Source organism: Skermanella mucosa, from assembly GCF_016765655.2.
Classification (GTDB): domain Bacteria; phylum Pseudomonadota; class Alphaproteobacteria; order Azospirillales; family Azospirillaceae; genus Skermanella; species Skermanella mucosa.
The window spans coordinates 4,263,951-4,284,753 of the sequence record NZ_CP086106.1 but is presented as its reverse complement, the minus strand read 5'-3'; the positions used below and the strand labels follow the sequence as shown (position 1 = coordinate 4,284,753).

The following is a 20,803-nucleotide window of genomic DNA, read 5'->3' as shown; positions in this document are numbered from 1 at the left end:
ACTACTTCTTGACGGCGGTGCTCGTCTGCTGGGACGACACGACGTCGGCGATGGACCACAGGAAGTCGGTCTGCACCGTTCCGGCGAAGATCGGGTCGTTGCGGCCGATATAGAAGGTGGTCGCGTATCCCGTGCCGCTGCCGGTCCCGAAATTGACGGCGGCCAGGGAATGGCAGGTCATGCAGTTGGTCTCCACGCCCACCTGACCGGTCCAGGCGACGCCCGTGTTCGGATCGGTGACCGGCCGGCTGACGCTGAAGACCTCGGCGTTGAACCCGGACTCCAGGTACGGATTGTAGACGACCACGGGCTTGCCGTCGTTGTTGCCGCCGTTGATCGGCTGGTTCGGGCTGATCATCTGGTAGCCGATGGACATGGCGTAGTGGGCGGCCGGCATGCTCAGCGCCGCGGGCTGGGCGGACGCGATCGCGTCGCTGCTGGGCAGGGGCGGGTTCATCGGCGCCGGCGTCCAGAAATAGGTCTGCCACGTCCATTCGGCCATCTCGCGCGACGTGACATGCATCGCCATCAGCAGCAGGTAGTCTCCGGCGGCGACGTTGTATCCCTCGGCGTTGAACGCGGCGACGTTGCCGGAGGTCACGGCATAAGTGATGAAGTCGCCGAGCCCGTAGGTCGACGCCGCCGTCTGGCCGCTGCAGGTGCCGTCGATCCCGGTGGACGTGGACGCCCCCGGATTGGTGACATCCACATAGACGCATCCGGGCCACGCCGTCTCGGGATAGCCTGAGGCCACGATCTCGGCGGTCACGACCGGAGTGCCAGGCCAGGCCGGCATGGCATAGTACTTGCCGCCGATCAGTTCCGACTGCGAGACGATCTTGTAGACAGGCTTGATCGACACCGCCGTGACCGGAAAGGTCGGGATCTCCGCCTGGCCCGCCTTGTACAGGGCCTGGATGGTCGACAGGACGAACAGCTTATTGTCATTGATGAACTTGGCGGCGGTCGGATCGTAGGCGACCGTCTCGAAGATCTGCGTGTCCGGGGTCACCGCCGTCGCGGCCGGCGCCGCCGCCTTGGGCTTCGGCGCCGAGCTGTCGATCCCGAACTTCCGGAGCTGGGTGACCGGCTTGAGGCCCAGGCTGCGGGCCCGGCCGGACCCCGTGGTCCTGGCGGCGGTATCGGTGGCCGTGGACGGCGCCGTGCTCATGTCGACCAGGTCCTGCTTGGTCAGCCACGTGAGATAAACGGGGGCATTGGCGATGCCATAGGCCGTCTGCGTCGTCGGCGCCGTCAGCGAAGCCCAGAGTCCCCAGCCGTGCCGGTAGATCGCGGCGGTATCCGCGTTGTTGACGGCCGTCAGGAGCGCGGTTTCCGGGGCCGGAAACACGTAGTCGGGGATCGCGGGATTCGGCAGGGGAACACCGTAATTCGGATCCGCCGCCTGGGCCGGAGCGGCGAGCAGCGCCAATGTCGCGAGCAGGCACGCTGAAAAAGCGTCATAATACTTCATTAGGAAATCTCCTGCGGGAAACTCAAGGCATGAAACACGTTTTAGGAAATGTGAGCGTATAGTGACTCTATGAAAAATAACATCAAGAATTCTCCGGAGAAGCCCACGGGCCTGTAAGGGGAACCCCGTTGCGGTCTCCTCCGACTACACCGACGTGCCACGACGAAGAAAAACACCCGCTACCCCTTCTAGAGGAGTTGGTCAAAACCAATAATTGGTTGATGATCGACAGCGTTCGGACTGAAAATGGGTTTGCGGAGAACAGATATAAACGGAAGCAGGGCAATCTATACCGCGTAATGTTCAAGGCTTGCGCATTCATGTCGGTAAAAAATAGGCAGAATGTTGATGCCGTAGGCAATGAGAGATTGATGAACGTTGCAAGTCCGCACTAGTCATGGCTTGAGGTCTTTGACTGTCGGAATCAGCTAATTTTTACTTAAACCTGTTTCGAAATGGAGTAACCGGCGAGCCCCGGGTCCTCCCGCCTTGAGGAGATGTCACCTTGACCATGCAGACTGACGACGCGATCTCCCTCGGCGACATGCTGCGGACCCGGCCGGCCGGAGCGCAGGAAGCCCCCTCGCGGATCGCCGTGTTCCTCCAGGATCTCTATGGCGGCGGGGCGGAGCGCGTGATGCTGGCGCTCGCCACCGGCATCGCGCGGCGCGGCTACCCGGTCGATCTCGTCCTGGTGCGGCGGGAAGGAGCCTATGTGGACGATATCCCGCCCGGCATCCGCGTGGTCGAGCTCGGCACCCGGCGCACCGTCAACAGCATCGTGGCGCTGGCCCGCTATCTCCGGCGCGAGCGCCCCGCCGTGCTGCTGACGGCGCTGGTCCATGTCAATATCGCGGCCCTGCTGGCGCGTCTCCTGGCCGGCGGCCGGACCCGGATCGCCATCACCGAGCACAACCAGATCAGCCGCAACATGGGGGCCAAGGCCAATTCGACGCTCCGGATGGCCTACCGGCTCGTGCCCTACCTGTATCCCCGCGCGGCGAAGATCATCGCGGTGTCCGGCGGCGTCGCCGACGACCTGACCCGCTTCGCGGGGCTGGACCGGGCGCGAATCGACGTGGCCCACAATCCCGTCGTCACGCCCGACCTGCTGACCCGCGCCGCGCAGCCGGTCAACCATCCCTGGTTCGCCGAGGGGGAACCGCAGGTGATCCTGGGGGTGGGTCGCCTGTCGCCGCAGAAGGATTTCGCCACCCTGCTGCGCGCCTTCGCCCGGGTCCGGGCCGAACGCCCGGCTCGGCTGCTGATCCTGGGGGAAGGGGCGCTCCGCCCGGAGCTGGAGCGGCTCGCCGACGAACTCGGGATATCCTCGGACGTGCAGCTGCCGGGATTCGTCGACAATCCCATGGCCTTCATGGCGAAGGCCTCGCTGTTCGTGCTGTCGTCCCGGTTCGAGGGGCTGCCCACGGTCCTGATCGAGGCGATCGCCTGCGGCACCAGCACTGTCTCGACCGACTGCCCCAGCGGACCGCGCGAGATCCTGGAGGACGGCAGGCTCGGCGGGCTGGTTCCCGTCGGCGACCCCGGGGCGCTTGCCCATTTCATCGAGCAGGGGCTGGACAATCCGGTACCCGCCGAGCTGCTGCGCGCCAAGGCGGAGGAGTTCACCGTCGAGCGGGCAGTGGACCGCTACCTGGAACTGCTTCAGCCGGCGGCGGCACGCTCCATCGCGTAGCGCGCCGGCTCCGGCTCGGCCATCGGCGGGGCGGCCTCCTGCGGGCGGTGGCCGATCGCGGCGCCGACCATGACCAGCGTCGGCCCGTCGCCCAATTCCGCGGCGGCGCGGGCCGGCAGGGTCGCAAGGGTCGCGAAGCAGCGGCTCTCGTCGGGACGGGTGCCGTTCTCGATGGCGGCCGCCGGCGTGTCGGGCGAAAGCCCCGCCTCGATCAGCCTGGCGCTGAAATGCGCCAGCTGGCTTCGCCCCATGTAGATCGCCAGCGTGCCGTCAGGATTGGCGAGCCTGCCCCAGTCCATCGCCCGGGTCGCATCGTCGTCCAGGCAGTGGGCGGTGACGAACTGGACGCTGCGCGACACCCCGCGGAGCGTCAGCGGGATCTGCGCCGCCGCGGCGCAGCCGAGCGCCGCCGTAACGCCGGGCACGATCGACACCTCGATGCCGTGGCGGCGCAGATACTCCGCCTCCTCGCCCGCGCGGCCGAACATCAGCGGGTCGCCGCCCTTCAGCCGGACCACGCGCCGGCCCCGGCAGGCATGCTCCAGAAGCAGGGCGTTGATCTCGGTCTGCTTCACCGAATGGCGCCCGGCCCGTTTGCCGACCGAGATCCGCTCGGCGTCCCGGCGGGCGAACTCCAGGACTCCCTCCCCGACCAGGTGGTCGTACAGGATGACGTCGGCCCGCTTGATGGCCCGGATCGCGGCCAGGGTCAGCAGGTCGGGATCACCCGGCCCGGCGCCGACCAGATGGACCATGCCGGGACCGGGATCGGCGCCGTCGGCGGCGGTCCGGCCGAGCAGGCGTTCCATCTCCGCGCGGGCCTCGTCCTCCCGGCCATGCATCGCCAGCTCGCCGGCGCGCCCGTCCAGGACCTCGTCCCAGTAGCGCAGGCGCTGGCGCGTGGTCGGAAGCGCGTCCTGGACCTTGCGGCGGAACTCTCCGGCGAGCCGGGCCAGCCTTCCGAAAGCCGAGGGGACCGCCAGTTCCAGCCGCTGGCGGATCAGCCGGGCCAGGGCCGGCGCCAGCCCGCCGGTCGAGACGGCGACCACCACCGGCGAGCGGTCGAGGATCGCCGGGAAGATGAAGTCGCAGTGTTCCGGCTTGTCCACGACGTTCAGCGGAACCCCGCGCGCCCTGGCGAGGCCAACCAGCTCAGCGGTCAGGCGCGCGTCGTCGGCGGCATCCACCACCAGGGCTACATCGTCGAGGGCCGCCGGGGTGAAGTCGGCGGCGGCCAGATTGCGGACGTCGGCACCTGCCCGGCGCAGCAGGGCCGTCTTGTTGCCCGCCATCTCGCCGGAGCCGATCACCAGGCACGGCCGTCCCTTCCTCAGGTCCATGAAGAGGGGCATATAGGGCAGCAGCTCAGGCTGCCTGGTCGCGTCGCGCATCGGCGATAAGCTCCTTCAGCTCCGGAATGCAGGATCCGCAGTTGGTGCCGGCCTTGAGCGCGGCGCCGACCTGTTCGGCCGAGGTCAGCCCGCCGTCGCGGATGGCGCAGGCGATGCGGTTCAGGCCGACATTGAAGCAGGCGCAGACGACCCGCCCCCCGTCCGGCCCCGCATCCGGCCCCCCGTCCGGCCCCCGTCCGCTCAGCAGCCCGCAGCGCGCATCCGTGTCGATCGACGGGGTGTCGAACAGCCCGACCAGCCATTCCCGCGCGGGCAGGGCAGGGCCGAAGCTGAGGAACAGGCAGGCCTCCAGCCGGTCCCCGTCGAGCCGCGCCCAGCGATGAATGCCGCGCCGGACATCGTGGTAATCGATCCCCGGCAGCCGGGGCAGCAGCGTCTCTGCCCATGCCGGGATGTCGGTCGGCGCTGCGGTGCCGGCCAGGATCAGGATGGTGCAGCCCGCCGCCTTGACCCGCGACCAGTATCCGGCGTCCTCCGGGGGGCGAACCTCCTCCCGGGTGATCAGGAAGGCGGTCCATGCCGGTTCGAAGGGCGCAAGGCTGACGGCGGTATGCTTCAGCTCCGGCTGGCCGGAGATGGGATCGGTGACCGGGGCGACCAGCGCGTTGACGCCGCCCTCGGCCGAGAATTGCCGGTTCCAGTGCATCGGCGCGAAGAGCCGGCCCGGCGGCTGGTCGGCGGTGATCCTGACCCTGAGCGTGGCGCGGCCCCGGGCGGAGCGGACCACCGCGAGCCCGCCGTCCACCAGGCCGGCGACCGCCGCATCCGCCGGGCTGACCGCGACGAACGGCTCGGCGATGTGGCTGGACAGGCGGGGCACCCGGCCTGTGCGGGTCATGGTGTGCCACTGGTCGCGGATACGGCCGGTGTTCAGGGCATACGGGAATTCGGTGCCCGTCGCCGTTCCGGGAGCGGCCGCCCGCACCGGCACGAAGGCCGCTCGGCCGTCCGCCGTCGGGAAACGGCCGTCCCCGAACAGCCGGGAGGTTCCGGGCGCCGGCCATTGGACCGGCTCCAGAGCGTCGTAGTCGGCGTCGGCCAGCGCGCCGATGTCGAACACCCGGCCGCCGTCGTTCTCGAACCCCGACAGCGTCGCGTGCTCGCGGAAGATGTCCGCCGCGGACCCATAGCTGAACGCCTCGCCCCAGCCCATGCGGGCCGCGACCTGCGCGACGATCCACCAGTCGGGCCTGGCCTCGCCCGGAGGGGGCAGGAAGGCGCGCTGGCGCGAGATGCGGCGTTCGGAGTTGGTGACGGTGCCGTCCTTCTCCCCCCAGGCCGCCGCCGGCAGCAGCACGTCGGCATGGGCCGTGGTGTCGGTATCGCGGGTGCAGTCGGAGACCACGACGAACTCGCACGACGCCAGCGCGCGGGTCACCCGGCCGGCGTCGGGCAGGCTGACGGCGGGGTTGGTCGCCATCACCCACAGCGCCTTGATGCGGCCAGCCTCGACCGCCTGGAACAGGTCGACCGCCTTCAGCCCTTCCCGATGCGCGATCCGGGGCGCCCCCCAGAAACGGCCGACCCGCTCGATCGCCTCCGGGGTGAACGCCATGTGCGCCGCCAGCTGGTTGGCGAGCCCGCCGACCTCGCGCCCGCCCATGGCGTTGGGCTGGCCGGTGACCGAGAACGGCCCCATGCCCGGACGGCCGATGCGGCCGGTGGCGAGGTGGCAGTTGACGATGGCATTGACCTTGTCGGTCCCGTGGGACGACTGGTTCACGCCCTGGGAATAAACCGTGACGGTCGCTTCCGTCCCGGCGAACCAGCCGTAGAACCGCTCGACCTCGTCGGCGTCCAGCCCGCAGGCCGCGGCGACCGCCCGCGGCTCCCCGGCCCCGGCCGACAGGGCCTCGGCGAAACCGCTTGTGTGCCGGGCGATATAGTCCCGGTCCAGGGCTCCCGACCGGTCCAGATATGCGAGCAGACCGTTGAACAGGGCCACGTCGCTGCCGGGCGTGAGAGCCAGATGCAGGTCCGCGGCGTCGCAGGTCGCCGTCCGGCGCGGGTCGATCACCACGACCCTGGTTCCCCGCTCGGCCCGCGCCCGCACCAGCCGCTGGTACAGCACCGGATGGCACCAGGCGAGATTGCTGCCGACCAGCACGACCAGATCGGCCAGTTCCAGGTCCTCATAATTGCCCGGCACCACGTCCCCGCCGAACGCGCGGCGGTGGCCGGCCACGCTCGACGCCATGCACAGGCGGGAGTTGGTGTCGATGTTCGCCGAGCCGATGAAGCCCTTCATCAGCTTGTTGGCGACATAATAGTCTTCCGTCAGCAATTGTCCTGAAACGTAGAAGGCGACGGCGTCCGGACCGTCTCGGTCGATGACCGCGCGGAACCGGTTCGCCACCGTCTCCAGCGCCTCGTCCCAGGTCGTGTCCCTGCCGTCGACCACGGGATGCAGCAGTCGGCCGTCCAGCCCCAGCGTCTCCCCCAGGGCGCTTCCCTTGGAGCAGAGCCGGCCGGAATTGGCCGGATGCTCCGGGTCGCCCGAGACCGTCCAGCCGCCCGCGCCGTCGGCCTTGGCGACCACGCCGCAGCCGACGCCGCAATAGGGGCAGGTGGTGCGGACGGCGCCGGTCACGACGCCGCCGCGGGCTGGCCGGGGGGCATGCTCAGGCCCAGCCGGATCAGGCCGTTCTCGACACGGACCGGGAAGGTCCCGGTACAGCCCTCGTCCGGTCCCGTGGCCTCGCCGGATGCCAGGTCGATGACCCAGTTGTGGAGCGGGCAGGTGACCCGCGCGCCGTGGACGATGCCCTGGGACAGGGGGCCGCCGGCATGGGGGCAGCGGTCACGCACCGCGAACACGTCGTCGGCGGCGGTGCGGAAGACCGCGATGTCGCCTTGCTTCGTCTTGACGACCCGCGCGCCGGCCGGCGGGATGTCGGCGACCCGGCCGACCTCGATCCAGGTGATGTCTTCCTTCATGATCCTCACCCTACCGTCGCGAGCGACGCGAACTCATGGGAGTCGACGCCCTGGGAAGCGCGCTCCTCCCACGGGTCGGTCTGCGAGAACACCTGCGAGAACCGGAAGCGGGCGAACAGGGCGCGGCGGCCCTCGCCGTCATCGACCACCCGCTTCTTCACATAGTCGAGGCCGACCCGCTCGACCCACGGCGCCGTGCGGTCCAGGTACCGGGCCTCTTCCCGGTAGAGCTGAAGGAAGGCCCCGCAATATTCCAGCACCTGCCCCTCGGTCTCGACCTTGGCCAGGAAGTCGCATTCGCGGACCTTCATGCCGCCGTTGCCGGCGACGTAAAGCTCCCAGCCGCTGTCCACCGCGACGACGCCGAAATCCTTGATCGTCGCCTCGGCGCAGTTGCGCGGGCAGCCCGACACCGCCAGCTTGACCTTGTGCGGCGTCCAGGTGCCCCAGGTCATCCGCTCCAGCTTGACGCCCATGCCGGTGGAGTCCTGGGTGCCGAACCGGCACCATTCGGACCCGACGCAGGTCTTCACGGTCCGCAGCCCCTTGGCATAGGCGTGGCCGGAGACCATGCCGGCGTCGTTCAGGTCCTTCCAGACGGCGGGAAGGTCTTCCTTCCTCACGCCGAACAGGTCGATCCGCTGGCCGCCGGTGACCTTGACCGTCGGGATGGCGAACTTGTCCACGACGTCGGCGATGGCCCGCAGTTCCTTGGCGGAGGTCAGGCCGCCCCACATGCGCGGCACGACCGAATACGTGCCGTCCTTCTGGATGTTGGCGTGGGCGCGCTCGTTGATGAAGCGGGACTGGTAATCGTCCTTGTACTCGCCCGGCCATGCCGCCAGCAGATAATAGTTCAGCGCCGGCCGGCAGGTGTGGCAACCGTTGGGCGTCTTCCATTCCAGCGCCCGCATCACCGCCGGGATGCTCTTCAGCTCCCCCGCCACGATCAGCCGGCGCACGTCGTCGTGGGGATGGTGGGTGCATTTGCACAGGGGCTTGGCGGCCGCGGCGGCCTGGTATTCGTCGCCGAGCGACAGTTCCAGAAGCTGCTCGACCAGCCCGGTGCAGCTCCCGCAGGAGGCCGAGGCCTTGGTGTGGGCGCGGACATCCTCCAGGGTGGCCAAGCCCTTTTCCGCTATCGCCCTGGTGATCGAGCCCTTGCACACGCCGTTGCAGCCGCAGATCTCGGCACTGTCCGGGAGCGCGGCGACGGCGGCCCTGGGATCGGCGGAGGCGGCTCCCCCGACCCCCTGGCCGAAGATCAGGGTGTCGCGGATCGCCGCGATGTTCTCCCCATCTCGGAGCATCTGGAAATACCAGGCGGAGTCCCTGGTGTCGCCATACAGCACGACACCTTCGATGAAGTCCTCCTTGACGTTGATGCGCTTGTAGACGCCGCGGGTGTCGTCGCGGAAGACGATCTCCTCGCAGTCTTCGCCGCCGTTGAAATTGCCGGCGGAGAACACGTCGATGCCGGTGACCTTCAGCTTGGTGCCGGTGACGGTGCCGGCATAGGCGGATTCGGCGTTGCCGGTGAGCTGGTCGGCGCAGACGCGCGCCATGTCCCAAAGCGGCGCGACAAGGCCGTATACCGCTCCCCGGTGCTCGACGCATTCGCCGACCGCCAGGATGGCCGGATCGGAGGTCACCATGTGGTCGTCGACGACGATGCCGCGCTCGACCTCGATGCCGGCCGATTTGGCCAGGCTGGTGCTGGGGCGAATGCCGACCGCCATGACGACGATGTCGGCCGGTATCTCGCGGCCGTCTTCCAGCAGCACCCCGGTGACGCGGTCCTCCCCGAGGATCGCCTCGGTGGTGGCGCCGGTGATGATGTCGATGCCCCGGCCCGCAAGCTCGACCTTGAGCATCAGGCCCGCCGTCTCGTCAAGCTGGCGCTCCATGATCGTGCCCATCAGGTGGATCACGGTCACGGCCATGCCGTTGGCGGCCAGCCCGTTGGCCGCTTCGAGGCCGAGCAGGCCGGCGCCGATGACGACGGCGTGCCTGCCGCCCCCGGCGGCCCTCCTCAGCATCTCTTCCACGTCCGATATGTCGCGGAAGGGCACCACGCCGGGCAGGCCGCGGCCGGCGACCGGGATGATGAAGGGGATGGACCCGGTCGCCAGCAGCAGCTTGTCGTAACCGACGGTCCGGCCGGCGGCCGAGGTCACCGTGCGGGCCTCGCGGTCGATGGTCTCGACCTTCTCGCCGGTGAACAGGGTGATGCAGTTGTGTTCGTACCAGGAACGGTCGTTGAGGATGATCTGGTCGAAGGTCTTCTCGCCGGCAAGCACCGGGGAGAGCATGATGCGGTTGTAGTTCACGTGGGGCTCCGCGCCGAACACCGTGATGTCGTAGCGGTCCGGATCGCGCTTGAGCAGTTCCTCGACGGTGCGGATGCCGGCCATGCCGTTGCCGACGACGACGAGGCGTTCCCTGGTTCTTGCCATCATGTTCATGGGTCGGTTCTCCGGCTCAGGCGGCATCGGCATCGGCGGGACGATGCCGGGCGTAGAGGAAGCGCAGCACCTCGCCGCGGCAGTGGGCGTAGGTCGCGTCGTCGGCGAGGTCGAGGCGCTTGCGCGGACGCTCCAGCGGGATGTCCAGCACCTCGCCGACGGTGGCGGCGGGGCCGTTGGTCATCATCACGATGCGGTCGGACAGCAGCACCGCCTCGTCCACGTCGTGGGTGATCATGATGACGGTGTTGCGCAGGGCGGTCTGGATCTGCATCAGCGCGTCCTGGAGCCGGGCGCGGTTGAGCGCATCGAGCGCGCCGAACGGCTCGTCCATCAGCAGCACCTTGGGCTCCATCGCCAAGGCCCGGGCGATGCCGACCCGCTGCTTCATGCCGCCGGAAATCTCGGACGGATGCTTGCCGACGGCGTGCGCCATGCCGACCAGGTTCAGGTTGTGCAGGGTCCAGTCGTGGCGCTCCTGCGCGCCGCGGGTCTTGCCGAACACCTTGTCCACGGCCAGCCGGACATTGTCGTAGACGGTCAGCCAGGGCAGCAGCGAGTGGTTCTGGAACACCACGGCCCGGTCGGGGCCCGGCGCGTCGACCAGCTTCCCTTCCAGGAAGACCCCGCCCAGCGTCGGCTTCAGCAGGCCGGCGACGATGTTGAGCAGGGTGGACTTGCCGCAGCCGGAATGGCCGATGATGCTGACGAACTCGCCCCGGGCGATCTTCAGGTCCACGTCGCGCACCGCCGGCACGGGCGACTTCCGGGGATTGAAGGTGATGCCGACGCCCTCGATGCTGAGATATGCGGTCATGTCGGGTCTCTCCTCAGCGCTTGGTATGGTCGAAACGGCGCTGGATCAGGTTCATGCCCATGTCCAGCAGGATGCCGACCAACCCGATCACGATGATGGCGACGATGATGCTCGACACGTTCAGGTTGTTCCATTCGTCCCAGACGAAGAAGCCGATACCGATGCCGCCGGTCAGCATCTCGGCCGCCACGATGACCATCCAGGCGATGCCCAGGGACAGGCGCATGCCGGTCAGCACGTGGGGCAGGGTGGCGGGCAGCAGGATGTGGCGGACCATCTCGATCCGGTTCAGCCGCAGGACGGCCGCCACGTTGCGGTAGTCGTTGGGGATCGCCTCGACCCCGGCAGCGGTGTTCAGGATCATCGGCCAGATGCTGGTGATGAAGATCACGAAGATCGCCGAGGGATCGACCGCGCGGAACAGCAGCAGCCCGATCGGCAGCCAAGCCAGCGGGCTGACCGGACGCAGGATCTGGATCAGCGGCGCCCAGCCCTTGCGGAAGATCGCGCTGGATCCCATCAGGAATCCGACCGGGACCCCCACCAGGGCGGCCAGCAGGAAGCCCGCCGTCACGCGGCCCAGCGAGTAGAGCACCTGCCAGAACAGCCCCATGTCGTTCGGGCCGTTGCTGTAGAACGGGTCCGACAGCAGCTCTACGCCGCGGTCCCAGGTCTCCCCGATGCCGGGAAAGCCGCCGCCCAGGTTGACGGCGATCAGGTGCCACGCCAGCAGCACCACCAGGAGGGTGATGGCCGGCAGCACGACGTCGGGCAGCGCCTGGTAAAGCCGCTCGCGGAGGCGGGCCGCCGCCGAGGAGGTCACGGCGACAGGGGTTTGTGGCTGGACTGCGGGCGAGTTCGTGGTCTCGTCCACCGGGACGCTGGTCATGTCGGGAGATCCTTGATGAAGCGGGATGAACGGACGGTTCAGACGTTGGCCTGGGCGAGCGCGTCCAGGTCGATCTTGAGTTTCGAAACCTCGAAGCCGCGCAGGTATCCCACCGGGTCGGCCGGATCGAAGGTGCGGCCGTCGAGGAAGCGGTCCGGCCCCATGGCGATCGGCTGGGTGGCGTCCCCCAGGGTCCAGGGCTCCGCCCGCGTTCCTTCTGACTTCCAGTCCACGGTCGGGTAGGGGACGCCCAGTTCCTTGGCGGCATCCCGGTAGATGTCGGTGCGGAACACCGCCTCGGCGGTCTTCGCGAAATTGACCGGCTGCTCGATCTGGCCCCAGCGCGCCATCTGGGTCAGGTACCACACGGCCTGGCTGCGCCACGGGAAATTGGCGGCATAGCGGTGGAACACGTTGAAGTCCGGCATCGGCAGTGCCGGTTCCTTCGGCGCGTACTGGAAGGTGCCGGTCATCGACATCTTGACCACGTCGGCCGGCGCGTTGACGTAGGCCTTCTGCGAGATGATCTCGACCACCTCCATCCTGTTGCCCGGCTCGTCCATCCACTGCGCCGTCTCGATCAGCGCGCGGATCAGGGCTTTGTGGGTGTTGGGGTTGGCGTCGGCCCAGTCCTGGTTGACGCCGAAGACCTTCTCGATCTTGTTGTTCCAGATGTCGTAGTTCGTCACCAGGGTGCGGCCGATCCCGGCCTGCACGGCGCGCGCGTTCCACGGCTCGCCGACGCAGTAGCCCTGGATGTTGCCGGCCTGGAGGTTGGCGACCATCTGCGGCGGAGGGATCACGATCAGGCGGACGTCCTCGTCCGGATCGATGCCGGCCGACGCCATCCAGTAGCGCAGCTCGTAATTGTGGGTGCTGACCGGGAACACCATGGCGAAGGTCAGCGGCTCCTTCCCGGCCTTCCTGTCGGCGTCGATCACCTTCTTCAGGGCGGCGGCGCCGACCGGGTGCTTCTTCATGGTGTCGGGGTCGATCTCGACCATGCGGTCGTAGAGGGCCGTCGAAACGGTGATGGCGTTGCCGTTTAGGTCCATGGAGAACCCGGTGACCGTCGGCTTCTGGATCGCGCCGATGCCGAGCGTCGCGGCGAGCGGCATGCCGGCCAGCATGTGCGCGCCGTCGAGCGCCCCAATCATCACCTTGTCGCGGATGTTGGCCCAGGACGCCTCCTTGGACAGCGTCACGTCCAGGCCGTGCTTCTTGAAGAAGCCCTTTTCGGAGGCGATCACCAGCGGCGCGCAGTCGGTCAGCGGGATGAAGCCCAGGGTCAGCTGCGGCTTCTCGATCCCGTCGGTGCCGGCCGCCCAGGCGCCCGCCGGGGTGACGGCCCGGATCGCGGAGAGCAGCGCCGCGGTCCCGGCGAGCGAGGCGCCGGCCTTGAGGATGCCGCGGCGGTCCTGCCGGGCGGTGAGCTTGGAGGTGAACAGTGCAGGGTCCTTGGACATCGCTCGCTCCATCGGCCGAAATCTCGGCAATAAAAAAGGCGCCGGAACGTCGAGCGGGCTGTTGGGAGCCGCTCGGCATTCGGACGCCATTATCCGGGGTAGGTCGTTCCGCCGTTGGACCGACACTGTCTCGTGCGCCTGGCGCTCCGCCATTGGATCGCCGCGCCGCACGCTGTTTGTTCTAGCAAGCCGCGTGCCACTACTCGGCAGGCGCGGAAAGCCGCGGAAAGGCTGACTTCCGCTCCAGCCCGACTGTCCGAACGGCCACCGAATTGCCTGCGATCCCGCCACTGCCGGTCAAAAATTGTGCAGTGCGGAATTTTGCCTGGAAAATGATCAGGGGCTGATCGGGCAAACCAAGCTATTTCAACGGTTTGGGTGACGGCCTCGTCAGCCCTTGAACAGTTGGGAGAGCGACAGGATGTTCTCCGCGATCTCCGCGAGGCGCTTGTTCTGGTCCATGGCGAGCTTGCGGAGGAAGCGGTATGCCTCTTCTTCGGTCACGCCCTTGTGCGCCATCAGCAGGCCCTTGGCCCGCTCGACCACCTTGCGGTCGGCCAGTGCCGTCTTGGACCTGTCCAGTTCCTCCTGGAGCCTGCGGAACTTGGTGAACTGCACGATCGCGATCTGGAGGATCGACTTGACCATCTTCGGGCTGAGCCCGTCGGCGACATAGACGCTGACCCCGGTCTCGATCGCCTCGCTGATCAGCGTGCTGTCTTCCTGGGCAACGAACATCGCGATCGGCCGCGGGTTCTCGCGGTTGATCGTGATCAGGTTCTCCAGATAGTCGCGGTAGGGGGACTCCAGGTCGATGATGACCAGGTCGGGCTGGTGCGTCCTGATGCCCTCGCGCAGATCGTCATCCTTGCTGATGGTGGCGACGACGTCATACCCGGCTTCCTTGAGGCCGGACAGGACGACATCGGACCTCTCGGGATTCTCATCGACGACCAGAAGGCGCAATTCCAACGTTCCTGTGGGCTGTCATCACCGCTGCATCGCGTGAAGGACAAGCAAGCCTTAGGCCACGGGATGACGGCGAACGGGGAGGCGTTGGGAGGTTCTATTTCTTGGCCACAGATGCACGCAGATGGGCGCAGATATGAATCATGGATAAGCGCCGGCGGATCACGGGAGATCCTGCATGCCGAAGCCCATCTGAGTTTATCTGCGTGTATCTGTGGCCCAAAAACCGGAAGCGCCGGCTCCCCGTCAGTACCAGGGCCGCGTCCGCGTCAGGTGGGGCTTCGGCGGCAGCGTCGTCTCCGCGCTCAGCTCGGCGTAGGCGTGGGCGATGGAGGCCGCCACGGCGGCGTTGTTGCGGACCAATGCTATGTTGGCCTCCAGGCTGGCGCCGCCGGTCAGTTCCTCCAGGCGGGACAGCAGGAACGGGGTCACGTCCTTGCCCTTCACGCCCCGCGCGTCGGCATCGGCCAGCGCCTGGGCGATCGCTCCGTCGACCAAACCCTGGTCGAGCGCCGCCGACTGCGGGATCGGGTTGGCGATCACGGCGCCGCCGTTCAGGCCGAGCTGCCACTTGGCGCGCAGGATACGCGCGACCATCGCCGGGCTGTCGCAGCGGGATGCCAGCCTGATCCCGCTGGAGCGGGTGTAGAAGGCCGGCAACTCGTCTGTGCCGTAGCCCAGCACGGGGACGCCGCGGGTTTCCAGGTATTCGACCGTCTTGGGCAGGTCCAGGATCGCCTTGGCGCCGGCGCAGACCACGGCGACGTTGGTGGTCGCCAGCTCGTCCAGGTCGGCGGAGATGTCCAGCGTGCTCTCGGCGCCGCGGTGGACGCCGCCGATGCCGCCGGTGGCGAAGACCGCGATCTCCGCCAGCGCCGCGCAGATCATGGTGGCGGAAACCGTGGTGGCACCGTCGGCGCTGGTGGCGAGCGCCACCGGCAGGTCGCGCCGGCTCAGCTTCATGACCTCGCGGCCGGTTGCCCCGCTGTTGGCGAGGTGTTCCAGGTCGTCGTCGGTCAGGCCGATCCGGATGCGCCCGTCGAGCACCGCGATCGTCGCCGGGATGGCGCCGCCGTCGCGGATCGTCTGCTCCACCAGGCGGGCCGTCTCCACGTTCCGGGGATAGGGCATGCCGTGGGAAATGATGGTCGATTCCAGCGCGACCACGGCCTTTCTGGCCTGGAGCGCCTCGGCGACCTCGGGATGGATGGCAAGGTAATCGTGCATGCCCGTAGTTTACGCGGATTTCCGCAAAAGTCCCGCGCGTTCGATGGCCAGGTCGGCGTTAAGCGCCGGGTTCACGGTTTCCGCCGCCTCCACCGCCCAGGCGGCGCAGGCGAGGCCGATCCGCATCGCGTCCTCCATGGGATGGCCGCCTATCCGGCCGAAGATGACGCCCGCCACCAGCGCGTCGCCCGCGCCGGTAACCTCGTGGACATCGACCGGCGGCGGCAGGAAGAAGTCGTAATCGAAGGGGGAGGCGACGAAGGCTCCTTCCTGCCCCCGGGTGATCACCACGCTGCCAACGCCGTTGCACATCAGGCGGTAGCCCGCCTCGCACACGTCCAGCGGCGCGCGGATCGGCACGTGGGAGAGATATGCCGCCTCGTCCCCGTTGGCGAACAGCGTGTCGATCCCGCGCAGGATGCCCTGGAGCCGGGCGGCCTTGGCGACCGAGACGCAATCCACATAGACCGTGCAGCCCTCCGGCTTCCGGCGCAGCAGCAGGCGGAGCGATTCGGCCGGCAGGTTGCAGTCGATGAACCAGACCGGGATGCGCTCCAGCCTGGGCAGCAGCGGCTCGATCAGCTCCACCGTCAGCTCGTCGTAGATCCCCATGTCGGCCAGCCCGATCACCAGCTCGCCCCCGCGGTCCAGCAGGGCGGTGTAGGAGGCGGTCGGCGAGGTGGCGGAGCGCGTGCAGTCCTCCACGCCGATGCCGGCGTCGGCCAAGCCCTGGAGCACCGCGTCGCCCTCCCGGTCGGCGCCGACCCGGCTCACCATCGCGACCGAAAGCCCGAGGCGGGCGAGGTTCTCCGCCACGTTGCGGGCGACCCCGCCCGTTCCCGCCCGCAGGGTGACGGGATTGGAGCTTCCCGGGACGACCGGGCCGGCAGCGGTGGCCTTGCGATCGATATGGGCTGCACCGATGCAGGCGACGGTGGGCTCCATGGGGTAAGCCTCTCCTTCGTGGAATCCTTCTAAAGAACAGGATGAACTTAGAACGGGTGACACCGCAAGAGCCGGGATGACGGCGGGTTTGGCTTTTTCCCGTCCTGTTGCCCATATATCCGACATGACCGCTCCGATTTCCCTTCCCGACGCTTGGCCTCCCGAATCCTGGATCAAGGTCCTGCCCCAGGGGCTCTATGTCGAACCCGGCGACTTCTTCGTCGATCCGGTCCGCCCGGCCGAACGCGCCGTGATCACCCACGGCCACGCCGACCACGCCCGGCCGAACAACGCGCGGGTACTCGCGACTCCCGATACGCTGGCGATCATGCGCGCCCGCTACGGCGAATCCGCCGGCGGGTCGCTCCAGCCGCTGCCCTATGGGGAGACGGTGCGCATCGGCGAGGTGGACGTCCGGTTCGTCCCGGCCGGCCACGTGCTGGGCAGCGCCCAGGCGGTGATGGAGTACCGGGGCTGCCGGATCGTCGTCTCGGGCGACTACAAGCGCCGGGCCGATCCGACCTGCGCGCCGTTCGAGCCGGTGCCCTGCGACGTGTTCGTGACCGAGGCGACCTTCGGCCTGCCGGTGTTCCGCCACCCGCCGGACGGCGGCGAGATCGCCCGGCTGCTCCACTCGGTCGAGCTGTTCCCGGAGCGCAGCCACGTGGTCGGCGCCTACGCGCTCGGCAAATGCCAGCGGGTGATCGCCCTGATCCGCAAGGCCGGCTACGACAAGCCGATCTTCCTGCACGGCGCGCATATTCCCCTGTGCAACCTGTACAAGGAGTTGGGCGTGGACCTGGGGGAACTGGTGCCGGCGACCGGGCTGAAGAAGGACGCCTTCGTCGGCCATATCGTGATGGCGCCGCCCTCGGCGGTGGCGGACCGCTGGGCGCGCCGGCTGCCCGATCCCGTGGTCGCCATGGCGTCGGGCTGGATGACGGTGCGCCAGCGCGCCCGGCAGCGCGGCGTCGAGCTGCCGCTGGTCATCTCCGACCATGCCGACTGGGACGAGCTGTGCATGACGATCGAGGAGGTCGGCGCCCCCGAGGTCTGGGTCACCCACGGGCGGGAGGAGGCGCTGGTCCATTACGCCACCGGCCGGGGCATCCGCGCCCGCGCCCTGGCGCTGGTCGGCTTCGACGAGGAGGGGCAGGGAGAGCTTCCGGACCTGGAGCAGCCGCCGGCGGCAAGGGCGGCACCGGCCCAGGGGGCGCTGCTGTGAAGCGGTTCGCCGAACTGATCGACGCCCTGGTCTTCACCCCGTCGCGCAACGGCAAGATCCGGCTGATGGGCGACTATTTCACCCATACGCCCGATCCCGAGCGGGGCATCGCGCTGGCGGCGCTGACCGGCGGCCTGACCTTCACCGACGCCAAACCGGCGGCTCTGCGCAACCTCGTCATGACGCGGGTCGATCCGGTGCTGTACGGCTGGTCCTACGATTTCGTCGGCGACACCGCCGAGACCATCTCCCTGATCTGGCCGCAGCGGCCGGGAGCCAACCACGAGCCGACCCTGGCGGAGGTGGTCGAGACGCTGGCCGAGACCAAGCGCGCCGACGTGCCCCGGCTGGTCGAGCGCTGGCTCGACGCGCTGGACGCCCAGGGCCGCTACGCCCTGATCAAGCTGATCACCGGCTCGATGCGTATCGGCGTCTCGGCCCGGCTGGCCAAGACGGCGCTGGCCGAATGGGGCGGGCAGAATGTCGACGACATCGAGGAAGTGTGGCACGGCCTGACGCCGCCCTACCTGCCGCTGTTCGCCTGGCTGGAGGGGCGGGAGGAGCGGCCCGCCGTCGGCGAGGGGGCGGGCTTCCGCCCGCTGATGCTGGCGAACCCGCTGGAGGACGAGGACATCGCGGCGCTGGACGCCGACATCTACCGGGCGGAATGGAAGTGGGACGGCATCCGGGTGCAGCTCGTCGCCAAGGGCGGCGAGTGCCGGATCTATTCGCGGACCGGCGACGACATCGGCCCGGCCTTCCCCGACATGCTGGAGGCGATGGAGTTCGACGCCGTCCTGGACGGCGAACTTCTGGTGCTGCGCGACGGCGCCGTGGCACCGTTCAACGACCTTCAGCAGCGCCTGAACCGCAAGACGGTGACCGCCAGGATGCTGCTCGACTTCCCGGCCCATGTCCGGCTCTACGACATCCTGTTCGAAGGGCCGGAGGATCTGCGGCAGCTCGGTTTCGAGGAGCGGCGCCGCCGGCTGGAGGACTGGTTCGCCCGGACCGGGCCGCGCCGGATGGACCTGTCGCCCCTGCTGCCCTTCTCGACCTGGGGCGAACTGGCGGAGCTGCGCAACGGCGCACGGGAGAGCTCCATCGAGGGGCTGATGCTGAAGCGGTTCGACAGCGCCTATGTCGCCGGCCGGCCGAAGGGGCCGTGGTTCAAGTGGAAGCGCGGGCCGCTGACGCTGGACACCGTGCTGATGTACGCCCAGCGCGGCCACGGCAAGCGGTCATCCTTCTATTCGGACTACACTTTCGGGGCCTGGAAGGGCGACGAGCTGGTGCCGGTCGGCAAGGCCTATTCCGGCTTCACCGACGAGGAGCTGGGAATGCTGGACCGCTGGGTGCGCAACCACACCACCCGGCGCTACGGCCCGGTGCGCGAGGTCGAGCAAGGGCTGGTGCTGGAGGTGGCGTTCGACAGCGTCCACCGCTCGACGCGGCACAAGAGCGGCGTCGCCATGCGCTTTCCGCGCGTCGCCCGCATCCGCTGGGACAAGCCGCCGGCCGAGGCGGACCGGCTGGAGACCCTGGAGAAGCTCATCGTGGAGTAGGCGGGCAGCGAAAACCCCGCCCCCGGGAGGGGGCGGGGCGGTAATCAGGTGCGCCGGAAGGTCAGGCGGCGGCCTGCATGGCCTTCTTGTTGACGTCGCCGACCGCCAGCTTGTTCAGCAGCTCGTCGGTCTTCTTTTCCTCGTTGAGGGTCTCTTCGAGGAGCTGGGCGACCTCCTTCATGCCGGAAGCCGAGGCCAGGGCATGCAGCGTGCCGTAACCGGCGATCTCGTAATGCTCCACCTTCTGGGCGGCGGCGATCAGGGCCACGTCGAGCAGCTCGGGCGCGAGGCCCATTTCCATGACTTCCTTGGCTTCCTCAATCAGGCCTTCCATCGCGTGGCAATGCTTGCCGCGGGTCCGGGTGTCCAGCTTCTCGAAGACCTGCTCCAGGCGCTCGATCTGGCCGCGGGTCTCCTCGAGATGCTGGGTGAACGCCTGCTTGAGCTGTTCGTTCGACGCGGCCCGAGCCATCTTCGGGAGCGCGCGGGTCAGCTGCTTTTCCGCATGATAGATGTCGCGCAGTTCCTCGATCATCAGGTCCTGCATCGTCTTGACAGCCATGGTGTGCTCCTTTGCCGGGTTGAACTCGTCTCGCGTGTCGAGGGCTCTCTCCTCGCGATCGTCCGTCCCCAACAGCGCAGTCTCAGGTCGGTTCCGTGACGTTTGCGTTGCGGCGCGAGACGGCGGAAAGCCAGGCGCCGATCAGCCACAGCCCGGCGCCCAGATGGATGATGCCGGTCGGGACCCACATGATCAGCCCGGCCAGCTGCTGGTCCTCCAGCGCGGTCAACCCCCAGAGCGACGCGGAATCGCCGTAGGCGGGGTAGAGCGGAACACGCGCGAAGGTCAACAGGGCTCCCAGCATGCCGCCGTGGAGCACGGTCACCAGGGTCCAGGCCGCAGCGGCGCCGTAGCCGTTCGGGCCGTCCCGCCCGGCATGCAGCACGCTCCACCAGAACAGCACGGCGCTCGCCATGAAGGTGACGTGCTCGGCCGTGTGGACCGCGTCGTCCAGCAGCGCCGCCTGGAACGGCGCCGGCGCGTGCCAGGCCCACAGGGCGACACCCTGGATCACCGCCGCCACCGAAGGCCTGGTCAGGAACCGCCCCGGCCGAAGCCGCCGCACCGCCGCCGCGGCACCCGGCCGCCACCGTTCCGGCAGCGCCCGCATCATCGGGGCGAGCGGGGCGCCCAGCACCAGCAGCGGTGCCGCGACCACCATCAGCAGCATGTGCTGGACCATGTGGGCCGAGAACAGGGTGCCGCCCACCGCGTCGAACGGCCACACCAGCGCCAGGACCAGCGTGACTTCCCCCGCGAGGAAACAGGCCGCGCGCCAGCGCGCAACTCCGCGTCCGGCTCCGGCGCGGGTCCACATCCGCGTCACTCCCCGCCCATACAGCCAGTGCGTCAGCGCGAGCGGGACCAGCACCAGGGGATCGATCGACCAAGCATACCAGATCCCCTCCGGCGGTATCACGGTCAGCCCGTGGGCTACGGCCGGCTCCGGCAGCAAAAGAAGGGCGATAAGCAGGGGCAAATGGATCGGCATCGAAATGTCGGATTTCCCTATTCTGATCACCTCGGCGGTAAACGAATGGAACGACCGTTCGATGCAAATTTTCCAGTCAATATAAGTGGAATTCCGTTGCCTGCCATTCGGCGGGTGCATTTGACCACCGGGACGGACAGCATTAGAACTTTCGAAACTTGGC

General features: G+C 68.3%; 16 protein-coding genes. 3 read left to right on the top strand and 13 right to left on the bottom strand.

Translation table 11 applies throughout. From position 1 onward, the window contains the following. Window position 1: 1 nt before the first annotated feature. On the bottom strand, window positions 2-1,474 hold the full coding sequence (locus tag JL100_RS19880; protein WP_202679345.1) for a hypothetical protein: 1,473 nt from the start codon (window positions 1,472-1,474) through the stop codon (window positions 2-4). 511 nt (window positions 1,475-1,985) lie between these two features. Between JL100_RS19880 and JL100_RS19875 the strand changes: the two genes are divergently transcribed. Then, a complete protein-coding gene (locus tag JL100_RS19875) occupies window positions 1,986-3,170 on the top strand; it encodes a glycosyltransferase (protein WP_228421386.1) in 1,185 nt (394 codons plus the stop codon). Here JL100_RS19875 and cysG read toward each other — a convergent pair. The 10 genes from cysG to JL100_RS19825 form a co-directional block, all read right to left on the bottom strand. Further along, window positions 3,140-4,561, bottom strand: coding sequence for a siroheme synthase CysG (gene cysG / locus JL100_RS19870; RefSeq protein ID WP_202679343.1), 1,422 nt, complete (start codon window positions 4,559-4,561; stop codon window positions 3,140-3,142). The genes JL100_RS19875 and cysG overlap by 31 nt on opposite strands. Further along, entirely contained in the window at window positions 4,536-7,172 is a 2,637-nt protein-coding gene (locus tag JL100_RS19865) for a nitrate reductase (protein ID WP_202679342.1), read from the bottom strand. The genes cysG and JL100_RS19865 overlap by 26 nt, the downstream gene beginning before the upstream one ends. After that, entirely contained in the window at window positions 7,169-7,519 is a 351-nt protein-coding gene (gene nirD / locus JL100_RS19860) for a nitrite reductase small subunit NirD (RefSeq protein WP_202679341.1), read from the bottom strand. Before nirD ends, JL100_RS19865 begins: the two co-directional genes overlap by 4 nt. Window positions 7,520-7,524: 5 nt before the next feature. Continuing rightward, window positions 7,525-9,978, bottom strand: coding sequence for a nitrite reductase large subunit NirB (gene nirB, locus JL100_RS19855; RefSeq protein ID WP_202679397.1), 2,454 nt, complete (start codon window positions 9,976-9,978; stop codon window positions 7,525-7,527). Between the two features lie 22 nt (window positions 9,979-10,000). After that, on the bottom strand, window positions 10,001-10,801 hold the full coding sequence (locus tag JL100_RS19850; protein WP_202679340.1) for an ABC transporter ATP-binding protein: 801 nt from the start codon (window positions 10,799-10,801) through the stop codon (window positions 10,001-10,003). Window positions 10,802-10,814: 13 nt separating this feature from the next. Continuing rightward, complete coding sequence (ntrB, locus tag JL100_RS19845) at window positions 10,815-11,690, bottom strand: nitrate ABC transporter permease (protein WP_202679339.1); 876 nt, start codon at window positions 11,688-11,690, stop codon at window positions 10,815-10,817. 38 nt (window positions 11,691-11,728) lie between these two features. Continuing rightward, entirely contained in the window at window positions 11,729-13,156 is a 1,428-nt protein-coding gene (locus JL100_RS19840; RefSeq protein WP_202679338.1) for a CmpA/NrtA family ABC transporter substrate-binding protein, read from the bottom strand. Between the two features lie 390 nt (window positions 13,157-13,546). Next, window positions 13,547-14,122, bottom strand: coding sequence for an ANTAR domain-containing response regulator (locus tag JL100_RS19835; protein WP_202679337.1), 576 nt, complete (start codon window positions 14,120-14,122; stop codon window positions 13,547-13,549). A 249-nt stretch (window positions 14,123-14,371) separates the two neighbouring features. After that, on the bottom strand, window positions 14,372-15,352 hold the full coding sequence (locus tag JL100_RS19830) for a pseudouridine-5'-phosphate glycosidase (RefSeq protein WP_202679336.1): 981 nt from the start codon (window positions 15,350-15,352) through the stop codon (window positions 14,372-14,374). 9 nt (window positions 15,353-15,361) lie between these two features. Beyond that, window positions 15,362-16,297: a carbohydrate kinase family protein gene (locus JL100_RS19825; protein ID WP_202679335.1), complete on the bottom strand. Its 936-nt coding sequence runs from the start codon at window positions 16,295-16,297 to the stop codon at window positions 15,362-15,364. A 124-nt stretch (window positions 16,298-16,421) separates the two neighbouring features. Here JL100_RS19825 and JL100_RS19820 point away from each other — a divergent pair, with 124 nt between their 5' ends. After that, a complete protein-coding gene (locus tag JL100_RS19820) occupies window positions 16,422-17,522 on the top strand; it encodes a ligase-associated DNA damage response exonuclease (RefSeq protein WP_202679334.1) in 1,101 nt (366 codons plus the stop codon). Further along, the gene (locus JL100_RS19815; RefSeq protein ID WP_202679333.1) at window positions 17,519-19,087 is read left to right on the top strand and encodes a cisplatin damage response ATP-dependent DNA ligase; all 1,569 of its coding nucleotides are present in this window, start codon (window positions 17,519-17,521) and stop codon (window positions 19,085-19,087) included. The genes JL100_RS19820 and JL100_RS19815 overlap by 4 nt, the downstream gene beginning before the upstream one ends. A 61-nt stretch (window positions 19,088-19,148) precedes the next feature. On the opposite strand, the gene JL100_RS19810 is transcribed toward JL100_RS19815, so the two are convergent. Both JL100_RS19810 and JL100_RS19805 read right to left on the bottom strand, forming a co-directional pair. Beyond that, window positions 19,149-19,649, bottom strand: a complete 501-nt coding sequence (locus tag JL100_RS19810) for a YciE/YciF ferroxidase family protein (protein WP_201078655.1) — start codon at window positions 19,647-19,649, stop codon at window positions 19,149-19,151. A gap of 82 nt (window positions 19,650-19,731) precedes the next feature. Next, the gene (locus JL100_RS19805) at window positions 19,732-20,640 is read right to left on the bottom strand and encodes a cytochrome c oxidase assembly protein (protein ID WP_202679332.1); all 909 of its coding nucleotides are present in this window, start codon (window positions 20,638-20,640) and stop codon (window positions 19,732-19,734) included. Between the last annotated feature and the right edge of the window lie 163 nt (window positions 20,641-20,803).